Here is a 17,931-nt window from a genome sequence, read left to right on the forward strand (position 1 = left end):
TCCGGGGAGTCACTCCCCGTTTGTGCGTTCCCCCGTCTAAACGGGGAATCAGTCCCCGGAATTTCCCCGTCCGCACGTGACCTGCCTCACACTCGACCGACGGTTCGGACACCCGGACGGACCAGCGATTTCCCCCGCACGGCCGCACCCCACGGGCGCCGCGCCCCGCGCCGACACACCGTGGTCGGCGATGAGCCAGACCCGTGAGTCCTCCCGCCCTCGAATACGCAGGCCCCGCCGAGGCAGCGCATTCGCCACCGCAGCCGTGCTCACGGTGGCGGTGGTGGCCCCGGCGGCGGCCCCTCATCCCTCGGTGCCCGCGTCCCCCGAGCGGGCAGCCGCCCCGTCCGCCCGTCCGGTCTCCGGAACGCTGGCGCCGTGCACCCTCGCCCCGGGCCATGGACTCCAGATGTCCGAGGGCATTCCCACCGGTCGCGGCTACAGTCGCAGCACCGGTACGGTCCACGCCCTCAACCTCATGATCGACTTCCCGGACGTGCACGGCAAGGGCACGGCCCGGGAGCGCTTCGAGGAGTTCTTCCCGCAGACCTCGCGCTGGTTCGCGCAGAGTTCGTACGGACGGCTCGACTACCGTGCCGCGATGCCGATCGCCCACTGGCTGCGGATGCCGCACTCCTTCAAGTCCTACGGCATAAAGCGCGGCAGCCCGTTCGAGCCCGGCTACCGCAAGCTGGTCGCCGACCTGGCCAAGGCGGCCGACCGCACGATCGACTTCAGCCGCTACGACCTGGTCAACGTGCTGGTGACACCGAACGCCGGGCCGCCCGCCGCCCGTGCCGTGCTCTCGGTGACCTACGCCGACAACCAGCGCGCCCCGATCGCCGACGGGGTGCCGCTGGCCAATGTCTCCTTCGTCTACAGCCGCCAGGACGACGGCTCCGGCTCACTGCACCGCACCGGCTACCGGGTGCTGCCGCACGAGAACGGCCATGTCTTCGGACTGCCCGATCTCTACACCCGCGGCGGCGGGGACAAGGTGGGCCACTGGGATGTGATGTCCGAGGACTGGGGCGCCGGGAACGATCTGCTGGCCTGGCACAAGTGGAAGCTGGGCTGGCTCGGGCCGGGCCAGGTGGCCTGTGCCTCGCAGCCCGGTGTCTCGGCCCACACAGTGGCGCCGCTGCACCGGACGGACGGCACCAAGATGGTCTTCGTACCCGTCTCGGCGGCCACCGGCTACGCCATAGAGGTGCGCACCAACGGGGGCAACGACGAGGCGGTCTGCAAACCCGGGGTGCTGATCTCCTGGGTGGACACCCGCGTCGACTCCGGCGGCGGCCCGGTCACCGTCATGGACAGCCGCCCGGACGGCCGCGGCTGCACCCGGGAGCGCAATGTCCACCCCGGCCTCAGCGACGCGGCGTTCGGGCCCGGCGAGACCTTCACCGGGAGCGCGGGCGGCATCCGGGTCCAGGTCCGGGTCATGGGGCAGGACGCGAGCGGCGCCTACGGCATAGAGGTCACCCGTCGCGCCAGTGGCGGCGCCCGAGGCTGATCAGCAGCAGCTGCTTCCTGGCGGTGTCGGCCACCCGGCGCTCCTCCTCCGGCCGGTCCGGCGCGACCTCCAGGAACGCGGTCGCGGTCATCACCATGTGGTCCACATACATCTGGGCAAGGATCCGGACATCCTCCGCGGACCAGCCCTCCGGGGTCAGCTGCGGGGCGAAGGCGTCGGCCACCTCGTCGGCGAACCGGTCCAGTTCGGCGGCGATCGCCTCCCGCACCAAGCGGACGCCGCCGTGCCGCTCACGTGCGATGAAGCGGATGTGGGCGGGGTAGCGGCGCACCTGCTCTGCCACCGCGTCGACGGTGGCCTCGATCCGCTCCTCGTCCCCGATCCGGTCGGCGAGTATCGCGCGGATCAGGGAGTGGAGGCTGCCCAGGGACTCCTCGACCAGGGCGACGCCGAGATCGCTCAGATCCCGGAAGTGCCGGTAGAAGGCGGCGGGGGCCACCCCCACCACCCGGGTGACTTCGCGCAGGCCCAGGCTGCTCAGGCTCTGCTCCTCCAACAGCCGCAGCCCCGCATCCAGCAACGCGCGCCGCGTCTTCTCCTTCTGGGCCTGCCGGACCCCGGACGTGTGACTCATATCATTCAGTAAACAGCTGTTTGCTGACTTTGGCCAGGGGTGCGGAGGGTATCCTAGGAGTCAGTGAACAAGTGTGATTTCAATTGTTCACCGAAACACTACCCCCACGCCAACCGCATCCGGATCCATCTCTTCGAGAGAGGCTCACATGCTCTTCATCGTTGCGGCTCTCGCCCTGATGGGGATTCTGCTGGGCGCGGCGGCACACACCCCGCTCCCGCTGTTCCTCGCCGCCTCCGCAGCCATCGCCGCCTGGCTGACGGTCTTCTTCATCCGCGAACGCACCGGACACAAGGGGAGCTGACCCATGGCACTGACCGCACCCACCCGCACCTCGCCGGCCCGGGCCCGCAAGGACGCCGACGGCATGGCCGTCGCCTCCTTCGTCCTGGGGCTCATCGGCACCCTGCTCTTCAACGCCGTCTTCGGACCGTGCGCCATCGTCCTCGGGACGCTCGCGCTCGCCCGGGAGACCGGCCGCCGGGGCCGGGCACTGCTCGGGATCGGGCTCGGTGTCGTGGACGTGGTCCTGCTCATCGTCCTGGTGACACTGGACCAGTCCGTTTTCTGGCAGTTCGGCGGCTGACGGACCGGCGGCACCCAGCACCCCGCGACAGCACACCCGATGTGCCGGTCGCGGGGTGTTTGCGCATGTGACGTCCGTCGCGTTCCGGCGGCGGCGCGGGCGCTCCGGCTCGATCACAGGACGTTGCGGGACCCCGCCCACTGGACAACGAAGTTGGTTAGGCTAACCTAACTACGTCCTCGGGTTGCCGTCCCGTGGCCACGTCCCCTGTGCACCACGCAAATCGAGAGAGAGCACACCCTCATGCGCCACGCCAGAGCACTCCCCCTCTCCCGCCGCGGCCTCCTCGCCGCGGGCGGCGCCGTCGGACTCGGCGCCCTGGTCACCGCCTGTGGCGGCAAGGGCGGTTCGGGCTCCGGCGACAGCGAAGACGGCGGCTCCTGGTCGTTCACCGATGACCGCAAGAAGAAGATCAGCCTCAAGGGGCGCCCCAAGCACGTCGTGGCGTACATCGGTGCCGCGGCCGCGCTCCACGACTTCGGCGTCGACCAGCAGATCACCGGCATCTTCGGCCCCAGCAAGCTGAAGAACGGCAAGCCGGACGTCCAGGCGGGCGACTTCCCCGTCGACCACGCGACGTCCCTGGGCAATGTCTGGGGGCAGTTCAACGTCGAGAAGTACGCCTCGCTCACCCCCGATCTGCTGATCACCAACATGTACGACCCGGGCGCGCTCTTCTACATCCCGGAGGACAGCAAGAAGAAGATCCTGGAGCTGGCCCCGAGCGCCGCCATCACCACCGGCCGCGTCTCCATGCTCGAGCCCATCAAGCGCTACGCCGCGCTGGCCGAGGCCCTCGGCGCCGACCTCAAGGCCAAGAAGGTCACCGAGGCCAAGAAGCGCTTCGAGAAGGCGTCCGAAGAGCTCCGCAAGACGGTTGCATCGCACCGGGTCAAGGTCATGGCCTGCTCCGCCAGCGCCGACCTCTTCTATGTCTCCAACCCCAAGATCAACGCCGACCTGATCTACTTCAGCGAGCTCGGTGTCGACTTCGTCCAGCCCCGCAAGACCGACAAGGGCGGCTACTTCGAGAGCCTCAGCTGGGAGAACGCCGACAAGTACGACGCCGATGTGCTCTTCCTCGACAACCGCACCGCCACCCTCCAGCCCGAGGCCCTGACCGGCAAGCCGACCTGGTCCAAGCTGCCCGCCGTCAAGGCCGGTCAGATCACCCCCTGGAGCAGCGAGCCGCGCTTCTCGTACGCGGGTGCCGCCCCGCTCGTCGAGTCCCTCACCAAGGCGATCCAGGACGCGAAGAAGGTCAGCTGACCCGCCGGCCCGGCCGATTCACGGCAAGCGAAGGGAAGTGCCCCTCCCATGACCACCGCAGCCACCACCACCCCCACCGCCGTCCCGTTCCGCTTCTTCGACGCGCGGGTGGTGCGCACCCGTGTCCTCGGGCCCTCCATGGCCCGGATCACCTTCGGCGGCACATGTCTCAAGGACTTCGCCACCGGAGGCCGGGACCAGCGCTTCAAGCTGTTCCTGCCGCATCCGGGCCAGCCCGCGCCCGTCGTGCCCACCGAGCACGGCGAGGACTGGTTCACCGCCTGGCGGGCCATGGACCCCGGCGTCCGCGGGGTCATGCGCTCGTACACCGTGCGCGAGCAGCGCCGTGAACCCGACGAGATCGACGTGGACTTCGCCCTCCACGAGGACGGCGGTCCGGCCGCACGCTGGGCCGCCCGTGCCGAGACCGGCGACCGGGTCACCCTCCTCGGCCCCACCGAGGCCGACAACGCGGGAGTCGACTTCCGTCCGCCGCCCGGCACCGACTGGGTCCTCCTCACCGCCGACGAGACGGCGCTGCCCGCCGTCGCCGGAAGCCTCCAGTGGCTCCCCGCGGGCACCACCGCCAAGGTGTGGATCGAGGTCCAGCACTCCGAGGACATCCAGCACCTGCCCACCGCGGCCGACGCCGAGATCACCTGGCTGGTCCGGGACGGCGCCGCCCCCGGCGCCCCGCGCCACGCCCTCGTCCTGGACGCGCTGCGCGCCGCGGAGCTGCCCCGGGGCACCCCGTACGCCTGGATCGCGGGCGAGGCAGCGACGGTGCGCGAGGTGCGCCGCCATCTGGTCCGCGAGCGCGGCTACGACCGCAAGGCCGTGACCTTCACCGGCTACTGGCGCCTGGGTGCCTGTGAGGAACAGCTCGTCGAGGAAGCCGTGTCTGGCACCGGCCCCGCGCAAGACGACTGACCTCCGCACTCCCCTCCGCCCCTATCCCCACATCCAGCATCCCGCATCCGCATCCCGCATCCCGCATCCCGCATCCCGCATCCCGCATCCCAGAACGCGTTCCCCATACCGATCACCACTGGCCGACGGACGGCTGACCGGCGGTGCGCTCCGGCGTGCCCCGGCTCCGGCGGCCGGGGCACCCGCACGCCCACCCGCGGACGCACCCCCCACCCGCTCACCTCCAGAAGGGACAGACCGTGAGTTTCCTCGCGCAGACCGCTGAGGACCCGTCGCCGGAGTCGATACCCGGGGCGGCGGATGGCAGGGCCCACCTCTTCAACGACCGTACGGCCGAGCGCTACCGGCGCTCCGTGACCGACGGCGTCGGCCTGGTGGCCTCCACCGTCGCCCGCACCGACCGCCCGTTCACCGGTGTCACCCCCGCCGAACTGGCCCCCGAGATCTCCGGCATCGACCTGGAACGCCCGCTGGGCGACGCGGGCGCGGCGCTCGAGGAGCTGAAAAGCGTCTACCTCAAGGACGCCGTCTACTTCCACCACCCGCGCTACCTCGCCCACCTCAACTGCCCGGTGGTGATCCCGGCGCTGCTCGGCGAGGCGGTCCTGTCCGCCGTCAACTCCTCGCTGGACACCTGGGACCAGAGCGCGGGCGGCACCCTGATCGAACGTCGTCTGATCGACTGGACCGCCGAGCGCATCGGCCTGGGCGATGCCGCGGACGGCATCTTCACCAGCGGCGGCACCCAGTCCAACCTCCAGGCGATGCTGCTCGCCCGCGACGAGGCGTGCAAGCTGGTGGAGAAGGAGGCGGCGGCGACCGGATCCGGTGAGATCCCGCCCAAGTCCGCGATCCTGCCGCGGCTGCGCATCCTCACCTCCGAGGCCGGCCACTTCTCCATCCAGAAGGCCGCCGCCGTCCTCGGGCTCGGCTACGAGGCCGTCATCCCCGTCCCGTGTGACCAGGACCGGCGGATGCGCACCGTCGCCCTCGCCCGCGAACTGGCCCGCTGCCGCCGCGAGAACCAGGTCGTCATGGCCGTCGTCGCCACCGCCGGGACCACCGACTTCGGCTCCATCGACCCGCTGCCCGAGATCGCCGGACTGTGCGCCCGGTACGGCACCTGGCTGCACGTGGACGCCGCCTACGGCTGCGGCCTGCTGGCCTCCACCACCCGCCGCCATCTGCTGCATGGCATCGAGCGCGCCGACTCGGTCACCGTGGACTACCACAAGTCCTTCTTCCAGCCGGTGAGTTCCAGTGCGGTCTTGGTCCGCGACCGCAGCACGCTCAGCCACGCCACGTACCACGCGGACTACCTCAACCCCGAACGCAGCGCCAAGAAGCTGATCCCCAACCAGGTCGACAAGTCCATCCAGACCACCCGCCGCTTCGACGCGCTCAAGCTGTGGCTGACCCTGCGCATCATGGGCGCCGACGCCGTCGGGGCGCTCTTCGACGAGGTGGTGGACCGGGCCGCCGAGGGCTGGAGCCTGCTGGACACCGATCCGCGCTACGAGGTCGTCACCCGGCCCCAGCTGTCCACGCTGGTGTTCCGCTACGTCCCGCCCACCGGTGAGGACCGCGACCCCGTCCTCGTCGACCGGGCCAATCTGCACGCCCGCGAGGCCCTGGCCGCCTCCGGCGAGGCCGTGGTGGCGGGCACCGTCGTCGACGGCCGCCACTACCTGAAGTTCACGCTGCTCAACCCGGAGACCTCGCTGAGCGACATCGCGTTCGTCCTCGACCTCCTCGCCGAGCACGCCGGTCAGTACCTGGCCCTCCACATCGAGCCCGAACTCAGCCACTCCCGCGCCAGCTGAGCCGCTGACCGCCGATCCCCCCTCGGAGACCCCCGTGTCCACCCCTGACACCCATGACTTCATCGCGGTCGGACTGGGCCCCTACAACCTGGGCCTCGCCTGCCTCACCGAGCCGATCGACGAACTCGACGGCCTGTTCCTGGAGAGCAAGCCCGACTTCGACTGGCACCCGGGCATGCTGCTCGACGGCGTCACCCTCCAGACCCCCTTCCTGGCCGACCTGGTCACCCTCGCCGACCCCACCTCCCCGTACTCCTTCCTCAACTACCTGAAGGAGTCCGGGCGGATGTACTCCTTCTACATCCGCGAGATCTTCTATCCGCTGCGCGCCGAGTACGTCGCCTACTGCCGCTGGGCCGCCGCCAGACTCACCAGCGTCCGCTTCGGCCACGAGGTGACCCGCGTCGAGTACGACGAGACCGACGGCCGCTACACGGTGCACGCCGTCCACACCGCCACCGGCGAGACCACCGCGCACCGCGCCCGCCACCTCGTCCTGGGCACCGGCACCCCGCCGTACATCCCCGACGCCTGCCGGGACCTGGGCGGCGACCTGCTGCACAACGCGCAGTACCTGGAGCACAAGGAAGCCCTCCAGGCCAAGGAGTCCATCACCGTCGTGGGCAGCGGCCAGAGCGCGGCCGAGATCTACCAGGACCTGCTGGCCGACATCGACACCCACGGTTACCGGCTCAACTGGATCACCCGCTCCCCGCGGTTCTTCCCCCTGGAGTACACCAAGATCACGCTGGAGATGACCTCGCCGGAGTACGTGGACTACTTCCACGCACTGCCCGAGGACACCCGCTACCGGCTGGAGTCCGAGCAGAAGGGCCTGTTCAAGGGCATCGACGCGGACCTCATCAACGCCATCTACGACCTGCTGTACCAGAAGAGCGTGAGCGGCCCGGTGCCCACCCGGCTGCTGACCAACACCGCGCTCGACAACGCCTCGTACGACGGGTCCACCGGGACGTACACCCTCGGGCTGCACCACACCGAGCAGGGCCGGGAGTTCTCCCTCAGCACCCAGGGGCTGGTGCTCGCCACCGGCTACCGCTACCAGGTGCCCGCCTTCCTGGAGCCGGTGCGGGACCGCATCCGCTGGGACGGCCACGGCCGCTTCGACGTCGCCCGCAACTACAGCATCGACACCACCGGGCGCGGCATCTTCCTCCAGAACGGTGCCACCCACGCCCACAGCCTCACCTCCCCCGACCTGGGCATGGGCCCCTACCGCAACTCGTGGATCATCCGCGAGCTGCTGGGCCGCGAGCACTACCCGGTCGAGAAGTCCATCGCGTTCCAGGAGTTCGGCGCACCGGAAGGAGCCGTGTCATGACCCTCTTCACCCGTACCGACGACCGGCTGGGCGCCTTCGCGCTGCGGCCGCTGGACCCCGCGGCCGACGCGGCGCCGCTGCACGGCTGGGTGACCCACCCCAAGGCGTCCTTCTGGATGATGCAGGACGCCGATCTCGCCGAGGTCGAGCGGGAGTACCGGCGGATCCACGAACACCCGCACCACGACGCGTTCATCGGGCTGCACGAGGGCCGTCCCGCCTTCCTCGCCGAGCGCTACGACCCGGCCCAGGTGGAGCTGGTGGGGCTGTACGAACCCCAGGAGGGCGATGTCGGCATGCACTTCCTGTGCGCGCCGACCCGGACCCCGCTGCACGGGTTCACCCTCGCCGTCATCACGACGGTGATGGAGTTCTGCTTCGCCGACCCGGCCGTGCGGCGCGTCGTGGTCGAGCCCGATGTCCGCAACACGGCGGTGCACGCGCTCAACGCGGCCGTCGGCTTCGAGGCCGTCGAGAAGATCGCCAAACCGGAGAAGGACGCCTTGCTGAGCGTGTGCACACGCCAGCGGTTCGAGGCCGCGCGTGCGGCGGGTGCCGCCGAAAGCACGTGCACCTCTCGCCCCGCCGAGGATCCCGCCGGGGCCGCCGGACCCCGTACCGCCCAAGGAGTGACCCGATGAGCCCCCGCGACGCCGTCTCCCACCTCACCCCCGACCTGTGGGAACGGGCGGGACGCCTGCTCATCCGCAAGGCGCTCGCCGAGTTCAGCCATGAGCGGCTGCTGACGCCCGTGCTCGAGGACGACGGGCGCTACGCCGTAGCGAGCGACAACGGCGCCTCGACCTACCGTTTCGCCGCCCGCGTGCTGTCCCTGGACCACTGGCTGGTCGACGCCGACAGCATCACCCGCCACGGCCGCGACGGCGCCGAACTCCCCCTCGACGCACTCGACTTCTTCATCGAGCTGCGCTCCACGCTGGGTCTGAGCGAGGAGATCCTGCCGGTCTACCTGGAGGAGATCAGCTCCACCCTGTCCGGCTCCGCCTACAAACTGGCCGCCGAGCCGGTGGACGCCGCCCAGCTCGCCAAGTCCGGCTTCCAGGAGATCGAGACAGGGATGACCGAGGGTCACCCCTGCTTCGTCGCCAACAACGGCCGACTCGGCTTCGGCGTCCACGAATACCTCTCGTACGCCCCGGAGACCGCGAGCCCGGTCCGGCTGATCTGGCTCGCCGCCCACCGCGACCGCTCCACCTTCACCGCCTGCGCCGACCTCGACTACGACGGGCTGATCCGCTCCGAGCTGGGCGAGGAGACCCTCACCCGCTTCGAAGACACCATGACCGGCCTCGGCCTGGACCTGGCCGACTACCACCTGCTGCCGGTGCACCCCTGGCAGTGGTGGAACAAACTGTCGGTCTCCTTCGCCGCCGAGGTCGCCCGGCAGCACCTGGTCTGCCTCGGCCCCGGTGAGGACGACTACTACGCCCAGCAGTCGATCCGCACCTTCTTCAACACCAGCGACCCGTCCAAGCACTATGTGAAGACCGCCCTGTCGGTCCTCAACATGGGCTTCATGCGGGGCCTGTCCGCCGCCTACATGGAGGCCACCCCGGCCATCAACGACTGGCTGGCGGGCGTCATCGAGGCCGACGACGTCTTCCGGGCGGCGCGCTTCTCGATCATCCGGGAGCGGGCGGCCATCGGCTACCACCACCGGCAGTACGAGGCCGCCACCAACCGCTACTCCCCCTACCGCAAGATGCTCGCCGCCCTGTGGCGCGAGAGCCCCGTCCCGTCGCTCGAACCCGGCCAGCGACTGGCCACCATGGCCTCCCTGCTGCACACCGACACCGACGGCAACTCCTTCGTCAGCGCCCTGATCGAGGAGTCCGGCCGCACCCCGGCCGAGTGGCTGCGCCGCTACCTGGACGCGTACCTCACCCCGGTGCTGCACAGCTTCTACGCCTACGACCTCGTCTTCATGCCGCACGGCGAGAACGCCATCCTCGTCGTCGAGGACGGCACGGTACGGCGCGTCATCTTCAAGGACATCGCCGAGGAGATCGCGGTCATGGACCCGTCCGCGGTGCTGCCACCGGCCGTCGAGCGCATCCGCGCGGACGTCCCCGAGGACATGAAGCTGCTGTCGATCTTCACCGATGTCTTCGACTGCTTCCTGCGCTTCCTCAACGGGATCCTGGTCAACGACGGTCTGCTGACGGAGGACGCCTTCTGGCGCACGGTCGCCGACTGCGTCACCGCCTACCAGGAGTCCGCCCCGCAACTGGCGGACAAATTCGCCCAGTACGACATGTTCGCCGAGGACTTCGCGCTGTCCTGCCTCAACCGTCTCCAGCTGCGCAACAACCGGGAGATGGTGGACCTCCAGGACCCGGCCGGAGCCCTCCAGCTGATCGGCACCCTGCGCAACCCGATCGCGCGCTTCCGCCCGGAGGGCTGAGCGGAGGCCTGTCCCGGGACCGGTCCCGGACCCGTGGCGGGACGATGACACCGTCGCCCCGGCACGGGGAGGACCCCCTTCGGGGGCGGCGGCGTGCCGGGGAACGACGCCCAGCGGGGGGTTGGCCGACCCCCGGACCAGCATGGGGGCCGGTCCGGGGGCACGGGGCGGGGGCTTGAGGGGTACGGTCCCCTCAAGCCTCCGGGCCCAAGCCCCGGAGCCCAAGCCGACGAGCCCAACCCCTCCAGGGCCCAAACCCTCCAGGGCTCAAGCCCCCGTGGCTCGAGCCCCCGGGAAAACCGCCGTCCGCAGGACGGACCGCACCTGGCCGAGCGCGGTGGCGGAGGGCCGGTGGAGACAGGCGGAGGCGACCACCAGCTCGTCGCCCGCGCGCCCCGCGCCCTCCTCCACCGCGCGCCAGCCCGTCAGCTCACGCGTACCGCCCGCCGCCCGGCAGGACTTCCCCAGTCCGGTGGCCATGAGCAGGGCTCCGGCACCACCCCCCTCGCCCACATGCCCACGCTGCAACCGGAAGACGATCAGGCCCTCCCCGGCCCGGAGCGCCGACCGGCCCAGGCAGTACCGCTGAACGTCCGGGCACGACACCGAGGCCGACGACGACGCCGACGACACCGTCGTCGGTCGGCTACCGGCCAGGCCCACCGGATCCCGCCCCGGCCGCGCGGGCACCGCCCGCCCGCTCCAGCCGTCCGGCAGCCGGACCGTCATCCCCGCCAGCGCCGGGAAGCGGAACGAGCCGGTGGCCGCCGAGCGCGGAGCGGTGTCCGGCCGGTGCGCAGCCCCGCCCCCGCCCCCGCCCCCGTCGCGGGCCGGGGCCACCACGTTGATCACCATCAACGCGGCAACCGCTCCTCCGGCCAGCCCGGCCGCCCGCCGCCGTCGCTGCCGCAGCACCCGCTGCCGCACCTGCCCCAGCCGGTCGGCGGGCGGGCCCGGCCGCGGTACGGCCCGTTCGAGAAGCTCCCTCAGTTCCCGCTCGTAGCGCGTCGGATCCTCACCACCCACGCCCGTCACCACCCTCCGCCTTCCACCGGTTCGGTCCGCGGCAACGACCTCTGCAAGGTGCGTAACGCCTTCGACGCCTGGCTCTTGACCGTCCCGGCGCTGCACCCCAGCACCTCGGCGGTGTCCTCGACGGTCAGGTCCTCGAAGTAGCGCAGCACCACCACCGCCCGCTGCCGCACCGGCAGCCGCCGTACCGCCGCGGCCAGCGACTGCTCCAGATCGACGCCCTCGAAGGGGTCCGGCACGGCCGTCACGTCCGGCAGCTCGTCATGCGGCACCTCCCCGCGCCAGCGCCGCCGCCACCAGGACGCATGCGTGTTGACCAGGGCCTTGCGGACGTACGCCTCCGGGTTGTCGGCCGCGATCCCCCGCCACTTCGGCCAGACCTTCGCCAGCACGGTCTGGAGCAGATCCTCGGCCAGATGGGCGTCCCCGGTCAGCAGCCACGCGACGCGCAGCAGCCGCGGTCCGCGCGCCGCGACGAACTCCTCGAAGCCCGGTGTCGCAGCGCCCACCGTGGTCTCCTCGCCCTCGTGCCCGTCCGCACCGCCCGTCTCCCCCATGGTGAACGGCGCGGGGCACAAATCGGGTGGCCCCGGGCCGGGTGTCCCCCGACCGGCGGTCAAGAACACCCGGCGTACGAGATCGAGGGGGTCAGCTCGCTCCCTCGTCCCACGCCTGGCGTTCGGCCGCCGCGAGCCAGCCGAGATACCACTCGGCGAAGGTCACCCGTTCCACGCCCGGCCGCCGCACGGGGAGCACCCCTTCACCGACGGCTTGGACGTCGTCCCAGACGGTGCCGCGCTCGGGCCCGGTCACGGCGAGGAGGGTGTAGTACGCACAGCCCCGTTCACTGATGTAGAGGGCACCGTCGGTGAGTTCGTCGCGGAGTTCGTCGTCCCGCCGGTCCCAGGCGCGGAAGGCCCGCAGATACGCCTCGTCGTCGGCGTACGCGTCCCGGCGCGGCTCGGCGTCCTCGTGGGCGTCGAGGAGCTCCATCACGGCGGCTGGCCGGAAGACCCGCCGCAGATGACCGGACCCCGATGCGGTCCCCTCCCCGTCCGGCAACCTCAACGGAAACAGCCCGTAGTCGGGCCCGGCCCCGGATCCGCCGACCTCCAGCAGAAAGCCGCGGTACTCCTCGGGGAGTGTGGTGCCCCACACCCGCTCGGCGGCCAGCAGATCGGCATCGGCGAGGGGCGGCCGCAGTTCGAAGCCGTGCCCGGACTTCCCCCACGACGCCCCGAAGACCTTCGACGCCCCCGGCGCCGCCCGCAGCGCGAGCACCCGCTCGCGCACCCCCGTCCATGTTCCGCTCACCCTTCCGCTCATGGAAGGGGACCGTATCGCCGCACATCGCGCCCGGTCCGATGATTTTCCGCGGCGGCGCGGGTCCTACCCACACCGGCACCCGCGAGCCACCCGAGAAGGAGACCCGATGTCCACCCTTCGCGCCCTCCTCCAGTCCCACGTCGACGACGGACCGCTGCCGGGGGCGGTGGCCCTGGTGGCCCGCGGCGACGGGGTCGAGGTGGCGGCCGTCGGTTCCACGGACCTGGAGGGCAGCACCCCGATGGCCCGGGACTCGATCTTCCGGATCGCCTCGATGACCAAACCGATCGTGGCGGCCGCGGTGATGACTCTGGTCGACGAGGGCCGGATCGCACTGGACGACCCGGTCGCGCCATGGCTCCCGGAACTGGCCTTCCCGACGGTGGTCCGCACCCCCTCCAGCCCGGTCGACGACGTGGTCCCCGCCACCCGGCCGATCACCGTGGCCGACCTGCTCACCTCCCGCGCGGGCCTCGGCTTCCCCGCCGACTTCTCCCTCCCCGCCCTCGCCCCGCTCTTCAGCGAACTGCGGCAGGGCCCGCCCCAGCCCCAGCACGTCGCGCCCCCGGACGCCTGGATGGCGGCCCTCTCCCGTATCCCCCTGCTGCACCAGCCCGGCGACGCCTGGCTGTACAACATCTCCTCCGACATCCAGGGCGTCCTGATCTCCCGCGTCGCGGACCGCCCCCTCCCCGAGTTCCTGGCGGAACGCCTCTTCGAGCCCCTCGGCATGACCGACACCGGCTTCGCGGTCCCGCCCCCCGAGCTGGACCGTTTCACCAGCTACTACGGCCCCGGCCAGTCCGGCACCCCGGAACTCCTGGACGCCCCCGACGGCCAGTGGAGCACCCTCCCCGCCTTCCCGTCCGGCGCCGGGGGCCTCGTCTCCACCGCCGACGACTGGCTGGCCTTCGCCCGTATGCTCCTCGCCGACGGCACCACCCCCGACGGCCACCGCCTGCTCTCCCCCGCCTCGGTCGCCCGGATGACCACCGACCACCTCACCCCGGCCCAGCGCGCGGCCGGCGCCCTCTTCCTGGAGGGCCAGGGCTGGGGCTACGGCGGCTCGGTCGACATCACCCCCACCGACCCCTGGAACGTCCCCGGCCGCTACGGCTGGATCGGCGGCACCGGCACGGCGGGCCACCTCACCCCCTCCAGCGGCGCGGTCACGATCCTCCTCACCCAGCTCCAGATGTCCGGCCCCACCCCACCCCCACTGATGCGCGCCTTCTGGCACCACACCGCCGCCCCCTGACCCCGTCCCCAAACCCCCGGGGCCTCCGGATCACCACCCGCTACACTGTCTTGCGGCGGCACGGCCCTCACCGGCCACCCTGCCGCCAGACCGTCGGGCCTCCGTGGGCCTTGCGGATAATTGCGACGCCACAGGTCAGGGCTTTATCGCAGTGAGGTCCCGAAACGCCTCTCCCTCGAATCGGGAACGGATGAGGCATCTTCGCAGGTCAGCTCTATAGCTCCGTGTGGCTGGCTGCGCAGCCTCTCCTGGCTTTCACGCTGAGGGTGGCGCTGAGGGGACTCTGAGTCGAGCGGGGTCTGTATGCGCTGAGCATCGGACGCCCGCCGAGCACGATCTGCGCGAGATCATGAATGCGATCCTGTACGTGGACTGCACGGGGGTGCTGTGGCGCCACCTGCCGCACGACCCCCACCCTTGGGAGACGGCCTGGGGCTACTTCGCCAAGTGGCAGAAGCAGGGCGTGTTCGCCCAGCTCACCGGCATGCCGCGCAGACTGTTACGGCAGCGGGAGGGCAGGCGCGAGGAGCCGTCCGCGTGCGTGATCGCCGCGCCGAGTCCTTCTGCAGCCAGCAGCCGAGTCCGGCGCTGAAACGTTCCCCCGTTCCCTTCCCTGACCTGGGGATGTACGGAACTGCGGACAGAACCGTATTCGAGGATCCTTATCAGCCAGCCGGCCGGGAGGCCCCGGGGCGCTCCCGGCTGCTCGGCTTCCTCGTGCTGGCCGCCGCAGCGGCCCAGCCGGGCGGACAGCAGTGTCATGCGCGTCGCCGTGGCCTGCTGGTGGCCGTCGCGGTGCGTCGCAGGGGTCGGCAAGTCGGTGCTGTCCCTGCGGCTCGCAGCGGGCATATAGGAGGCTCCAGGGTTAGGCCAGCGCCACCAGGCGTGTGGCGAATGCCCGGACGCGGGGAGGCTGCGGTGAAGCACCCCGCTACGGCATGGATAGCCAGTCGAGGTTGCTTCAGTTGACTTTGGGACTGCGACGCTCGATGAGGATGACGTCGCGCCAGCGGCCGTGATGGCAGCCGACGCGTTCACGAGTGCCGATGACCCGGAAGCCCGCATGCGCATGTAGGGCGAGGCTGGGGGTGTTCTCTGGGAAGATGCCGGATTGGATGGTCCAGATACCAGCAGCTTCTGTGGATGCGATCAGCGCATTGATCATTGCGCGACCGAGGCCCTGCCCGCGTGCATTCGGCGCGACATAGATCGAGTGTTCCACCACCCCGGCGTAGACGGGGCGGGAAGACACCCGGCTGGCGGCAATCCAGCCCACGACGCGTTTGTTAGCGAGCGCGACGAAGCGGTGCTCCGGCAGCTTCGAGGCGTTGAAGGCCTCCCAGGTAGGGGCCAATGTCTCAAAGGTGGCATCACCTTCGTCGATGCCTGCCTGGTAGATCGTCAGGACGTCGCGGGCATGCACCTCGGTGAGTGGCGTGATTAGGGCAGGGCCGACATCGCGGGCCACGGACACGGCAGATCCTCCTGCACGGGCTCAGCATCGGGCACGGATCGGTGCAGGCGTCAGAATGTCACCCCGCCCGCTCGGCGCCCAGAAGGCAGGTGGGTGCGTCGGGGCATCATCGGTCGCACTCCCCGGACGGACACCTTGGCAGGCCGTCACGATGTCGTAAGCAAACCGGCCACTGATAACCCTTCAGGTCGCCCTCAGAGGAGCTCTTGACGCTCAACTCGAACCGCCCGTACCTTCATGCACATGCTGAATCGGTAGATCTCGATTCAGGCGAGCTTCGGTCTGCGCGTTTGCGACGGGGAGAGGGGTGCTCGGCTTGACCCACAGTCAGGCGCGACGCGCCGCATCCCCTGCCGCAGACTCCCTGGAGGTTTCCGAGACAGCGGACGGAGCCCACTTAGCAGGGCCGCCAGGTGAGCCTTCGCGGCACTCGTTCACCTCCACGGTCGTGATCGGCTGCGCCATCGGCACCGTGCTGTGCGTATTGAACGTGTTGGTGCTGTTCAAGACCGGCTCATCCTTTGGCGGCTCGGCGCTGGTGGCACTGCTGGGCGCCGCCTTGTTGCGAGTGACCCGACGGCTGGACTGGCAGCACCTGTTCGTCGTCTTCTCCCTCGCGTCCAGCGGGTACGTGGCTACGGCCGCTCTGGATACCGGAATCGGTACGGTGATGCTCCGTACGGGCAGCGTGCCGAGTTGGATCCTGCTGACGGCGTTGGCCGTCGGCGCGAACCTGTGCGGTGTGTTGCTGGGGATTCTGGTCGCTCGGAGTTTTGTATTCGCGGAGAGACTGCCGTACCCGACACTGCAGCCTGCCGTGACCCTCATGAATACGCTGACGCAGAGTGGCGACGAGCAGACGAGGAGCGTGCGTCGAGTTCTGCCGGTCACTGCTGCTGCTGGCGGAGCCGTGGCCCTGGTTGCTGAGATGTTGGGGCGCAGCAGCACCCCAGCCCTGCCCGGACTGCCGTCCTACCTGGTGCTGTCCCTGTCCCCGCTGCTGGTGGGGCTGGGAATGCTGATCGGTCCGCGGGCCTGCGGCTGGATGGTGCTCGGCTCGCTGTACACCGTCGTGCTGTGGGTGGTTCAACAGGGTGGAGCCACAACGGAGCCCTCCTACGACCACCACCTGGCCTATCCATGGGTGCTGGCCTGCGGGGTCGGGATCATCCTGGGCTATTCACTGATGTCGTTGGTGAAGGTGCGCGGACCACTCGCCCATGCGCTGTCGGCAGCGAGCCGCCCTCTGTTCACCTCAGCCGCAAGGCGTCGATGGACGCTGGGCTCGCTCGGCGCGGCTGCAGCAGCTCTCATCGTGATAGCCGTGGTCCGAGGACCGTCCGCACTCGAACCGGTCGCCCTGGTTGCACTGGGAGCGGTACTGGTCCTGCTGTTCAGCCTCTTCCTCAACCGTGCCGGCGGCGAGGTCGGCATAGCGCCGCTGGCACCCACGCTCTACCTGAGCGTTACCCTGCTGGCAGCGCTTGGTCTGGGATCGACCACCGCAACCCTGGGCGCCGCGACCATCTGCAGCGCGGCCGTCGGCTCGGTCTACTACACCTATTCGGTGAAAGTGGCCGACAGCTCACCTGCTGAAACGCCCGTTCCTGCGCGACGCATTCTGTGGACCCAGATGACCGGCGGCCTGATCGGGGCCCTCCTTGGCATCAGCGTCATCGTCTTGCTCGCCAGGCTCCACGTGATCGGTGATGAGGGATTCCCGGCACCAGTCGCCCAGTCGCTGGGGTTCATCGACTCGACCGTGCGCGATACGAACGGCTACTCGGGCACTGTCGGGATGGCACTCGCCGTCGGAGGCCCTATCGGTATCGCGCTGACCTTCGTCGGCAAGGCCATGCCGACGATGCTGGGCCTGGGCATTCTTCTACCGCCCGCCTACGCGCTGACCATCGGGCTGGGCGGACTACTCCGCAGCGGTGTACTGCGTAACCATCCCGGCCGCAAGACCGGAATGGAGACTGCTGCCTCCGGCCTGATCATAGGCGAGGGCGTTGTCATGGTGATCGTCTTGATCACCCGCGCGTTTCTGAACTGACTGCTTCGGCGAGCAACATCCACGATCTTCCCCCGCCGAACTCGGCGGGGGAGCGAGGGCACGGCAGAGGTCCTTACAGGAAGGAGGTGCTGTGACCATGATGGAGATCGCGAACATCGAGAATGCCGAGGTCGAGGAGAATAAGCCCGACTGCTGCACCGCACTGCGCGGACGCAAGAACCTCGACGTGCAGGCCAATGTAATGGTGGCCGACCCCGAGGGGTGCGATTAAGACCAGCACAATCAGCAAGAGCACTGCCTGACCGGCGAACCGGTCATCACTCCTGCCGTGCCCTCAC

Annotated in this window: 17 protein-coding genes and 1 pseudogene; 13 read left to right on the top strand and 5 right to left on the bottom strand. The window is 70.1% G+C overall.

Annotated features, from left to right (window positions below; all coding sequences use genetic code 11):
* The first annotated feature begins 190 nt into the window (after nucleotides 1–190).
* Nucleotides 191–1,516: a M6 family metalloprotease domain-containing protein gene (locus HUT19_RS15445; RefSeq protein WP_176181052.1), complete on the top strand. Its 1,326-nt coding sequence runs from the start codon at nucleotides 191–193 to the stop codon at nucleotides 1,514–1,516.
* Here the strand turns inward: HUT19_RS15445 and HUT19_RS15450 are convergent.
* Nucleotides 1,482–2,111: a TetR family transcriptional regulator gene (locus HUT19_RS15450; protein ID WP_176181053.1), complete on the bottom strand. Its 630-nt coding sequence runs from the start codon at nucleotides 2,109–2,111 to the stop codon at nucleotides 1,482–1,484. The genes HUT19_RS15445 and HUT19_RS15450 overlap by 35 nt on opposite strands.
* A 148-nt stretch (nucleotides 2,112–2,259) precedes the next feature.
* Between HUT19_RS15450 and HUT19_RS15455 the strand changes: the two genes are divergently transcribed.
* From HUT19_RS15455 to HUT19_RS15490, 8 genes are all read left to right on the top strand, one after another.
* Nucleotides 2,260–2,415: a hypothetical protein gene (locus HUT19_RS15455; RefSeq protein ID WP_176181054.1), complete on the top strand. Its 156-nt coding sequence runs from the start codon at nucleotides 2,260–2,262 to the stop codon at nucleotides 2,413–2,415.
* A gap of 3 nt (nucleotides 2,416–2,418) precedes the next feature.
* Complete coding sequence (locus HUT19_RS15460) at nucleotides 2,419–2,697, top strand: DUF4190 domain-containing protein (RefSeq protein ID WP_176181055.1); 279 nt, start codon at nucleotides 2,419–2,421, stop codon at nucleotides 2,695–2,697.
* Between the two features lie 243 nt (nucleotides 2,698–2,940).
* Nucleotides 2,941–3,966: an ABC transporter substrate-binding protein gene (locus HUT19_RS15465; protein WP_176181056.1), complete on the top strand. Its 1,026-nt coding sequence runs from the start codon at nucleotides 2,941–2,943 to the stop codon at nucleotides 3,964–3,966.
* A gap of 48 nt (nucleotides 3,967–4,014) precedes the next feature.
* Nucleotides 4,015–4,896, top strand: a complete 882-nt coding sequence (locus HUT19_RS15470) for a siderophore-interacting protein (RefSeq protein WP_176181057.1) — start codon at nucleotides 4,015–4,017, stop codon at nucleotides 4,894–4,896.
* 239 nt (nucleotides 4,897–5,135) lie between these two features.
* Entirely contained in the window at nucleotides 5,136–6,719 is a 1,584-nt protein-coding gene (locus tag HUT19_RS15475) for an aspartate aminotransferase family protein (RefSeq protein WP_303331907.1), read from the top strand.
* A gap of 34 nt (nucleotides 6,720–6,753) precedes the next feature.
* Nucleotides 6,754–8,061 (top strand): lysine N(6)-hydroxylase/L-ornithine N(5)-oxygenase family protein, encoded by a 1,308-nt coding sequence (locus HUT19_RS15480; RefSeq protein ID WP_176181058.1) that lies wholly within the window; start codon nucleotides 6,754–6,756, stop codon nucleotides 8,059–8,061.
* Entirely contained in the window at nucleotides 8,058–8,702 is a 645-nt protein-coding gene (locus HUT19_RS15485) for a GNAT family N-acetyltransferase (protein ID WP_176181059.1), read from the top strand. Before HUT19_RS15480 ends, HUT19_RS15485 begins: the two co-directional genes overlap by 4 nt.
* The gene (locus HUT19_RS15490) at nucleotides 8,699–10,486 is read left to right on the top strand and encodes an IucA/IucC family siderophore biosynthesis protein (protein ID WP_176181060.1); all 1,788 of its coding nucleotides are present in this window, start codon (nucleotides 8,699–8,701) and stop codon (nucleotides 10,484–10,486) included. Before HUT19_RS15485 ends, HUT19_RS15490 begins: the two co-directional genes overlap by 4 nt.
* A 267-nt stretch (nucleotides 10,487–10,753) precedes the next feature.
* Here HUT19_RS15490 and HUT19_RS15495 read toward each other — a convergent pair whose 3' ends face one another.
* From HUT19_RS15495 to HUT19_RS15505, 3 genes are all read right to left on the bottom strand, one after another.
* The gene (locus HUT19_RS15495; RefSeq protein WP_176181061.1) at nucleotides 10,754–11,521 is read right to left on the bottom strand and encodes a hypothetical protein; all 768 of its coding nucleotides are present in this window, start codon (nucleotides 11,519–11,521) and stop codon (nucleotides 10,754–10,756) included.
* Complete coding sequence (locus HUT19_RS15500) at nucleotides 11,518–12,075, bottom strand: SigE family RNA polymerase sigma factor (protein WP_254885587.1); 558 nt, start codon at nucleotides 12,073–12,075, stop codon at nucleotides 11,518–11,520. Before HUT19_RS15500 ends, HUT19_RS15495 begins: the two co-directional genes overlap by 4 nt.
* A 91-nt stretch (nucleotides 12,076–12,166) precedes the next feature.
* Nucleotides 12,167–12,844, bottom strand: coding sequence for an SMI1/KNR4 family protein (locus HUT19_RS15505; RefSeq protein WP_176181063.1), 678 nt, complete (start codon nucleotides 12,842–12,844; stop codon nucleotides 12,167–12,169).
* 106 nt (nucleotides 12,845–12,950) lie between these two features.
* Between HUT19_RS15505 and HUT19_RS15510 the strand changes: the two genes are divergently transcribed.
* Both HUT19_RS15510 and HUT19_RS15515 read left to right on the top strand, forming a co-directional pair.
* On the top strand, nucleotides 12,951–14,102 hold the full coding sequence (locus HUT19_RS15510) for a serine hydrolase (protein WP_176181064.1): 1,152 nt from the start codon (nucleotides 12,951–12,953) through the stop codon (nucleotides 14,100–14,102).
* Between the two features lie 308 nt (nucleotides 14,103–14,410).
* Nucleotides 14,411–14,679: pseudogene (locus tag HUT19_RS15515) on the top strand (transposase); the annotation flags it as partial.
* A gap of 384 nt (nucleotides 14,680–15,063) precedes the next feature.
* On the opposite strand, the gene HUT19_RS15520 reads toward HUT19_RS15515, so the two are convergent.
* Nucleotides 15,064–15,576, bottom strand: coding sequence for a GNAT family N-acetyltransferase (locus HUT19_RS15520; RefSeq protein ID WP_254885588.1), 513 nt, complete (start codon nucleotides 15,574–15,576; stop codon nucleotides 15,064–15,066).
* A gap of 448 nt (nucleotides 15,577–16,024) precedes the next feature.
* Between HUT19_RS15520 and HUT19_RS15525 the strand changes: the two genes are divergently transcribed.
* Together HUT19_RS15525 and HUT19_RS15530 are read left to right on the top strand one after the other, a co-directional pair.
* Entirely contained in the window at nucleotides 16,025–17,632 is a 1,608-nt protein-coding gene (locus HUT19_RS15525; protein WP_176181065.1) for an OPT/YSL family transporter, read from the top strand.
* Between the two features lie 91 nt (nucleotides 17,633–17,723).
* On the top strand, nucleotides 17,724–17,864 hold the full coding sequence (locus HUT19_RS15530; RefSeq protein WP_176181066.1) for a hypothetical protein: 141 nt from the start codon (nucleotides 17,724–17,726) through the stop codon (nucleotides 17,862–17,864).
* Nucleotides 17,865–17,931 lie beyond the last annotated feature (67 nt).

Origin of the sequence: Streptomyces sp. NA02950 (assembly GCF_013364155.1) — a bacterium.
Lineage (GTDB): Bacteria > Actinomycetota > Actinomycetes > Streptomycetales > Streptomycetaceae > Streptomyces.

Excerpts from the sequence above, each read along its gene's own strand:
- HUT19_RS15445 (WP_176181052.1), top strand. The coding sequence starts at position 191 with ATGAGCCAGACCCGTGAGTCCTCCCGCCCTCGAATACGCAGGCCCCGC.
- HUT19_RS15450 (WP_176181053.1), bottom strand. The coding sequence starts at position 2,111 with ATGAGTCACACGTCCGGGGTCCGGCAGGCCCAGAAGGAGAAGACGCGG.
- HUT19_RS15455 (WP_176181054.1), top strand. The coding sequence starts at position 2,260 with ATGCTCTTCATCGTTGCGGCTCTCGCCCTGATGGGGATTCTGCTGGGC.
- HUT19_RS15460 (WP_176181055.1), top strand. The coding sequence starts at position 2,419 with ATGGCACTGACCGCACCCACCCGCACCTCGCCGGCCCGGGCCCGCAAG.
- HUT19_RS15465 (WP_176181056.1), top strand. The coding sequence starts at position 2,941 with ATGCGCCACGCCAGAGCACTCCCCCTCTCCCGCCGCGGCCTCCTCGCC.
- HUT19_RS15470 (WP_176181057.1), top strand. The coding sequence starts at position 4,015 with ATGACCACCGCAGCCACCACCACCCCCACCGCCGTCCCGTTCCGCTTC.
- HUT19_RS15485 (WP_176181059.1), top strand. The coding sequence starts at position 8,058 with ATGACCCTCTTCACCCGTACCGACGACCGGCTGGGCGCCTTCGCGCTG.
- HUT19_RS15490 (WP_176181060.1), top strand. The coding sequence starts at position 8,699 with ATGAGCCCCCGCGACGCCGTCTCCCACCTCACCCCCGACCTGTGGGAA.
- HUT19_RS15500 (WP_254885587.1), bottom strand. The coding sequence starts at position 12,075 with ATGGGGGAGACGGGCGGTGCGGACGGGCACGAGGGCGAGGAGACCACG.
- HUT19_RS15505 (WP_176181063.1), bottom strand. The coding sequence starts at position 12,844 with ATGAGCGGAAGGGTGAGCGGAACATGGACGGGGGTGCGCGAGCGGGTG.
- HUT19_RS15510 (WP_176181064.1), top strand. The coding sequence starts at position 12,951 with ATGTCCACCCTTCGCGCCCTCCTCCAGTCCCACGTCGACGACGGACCG.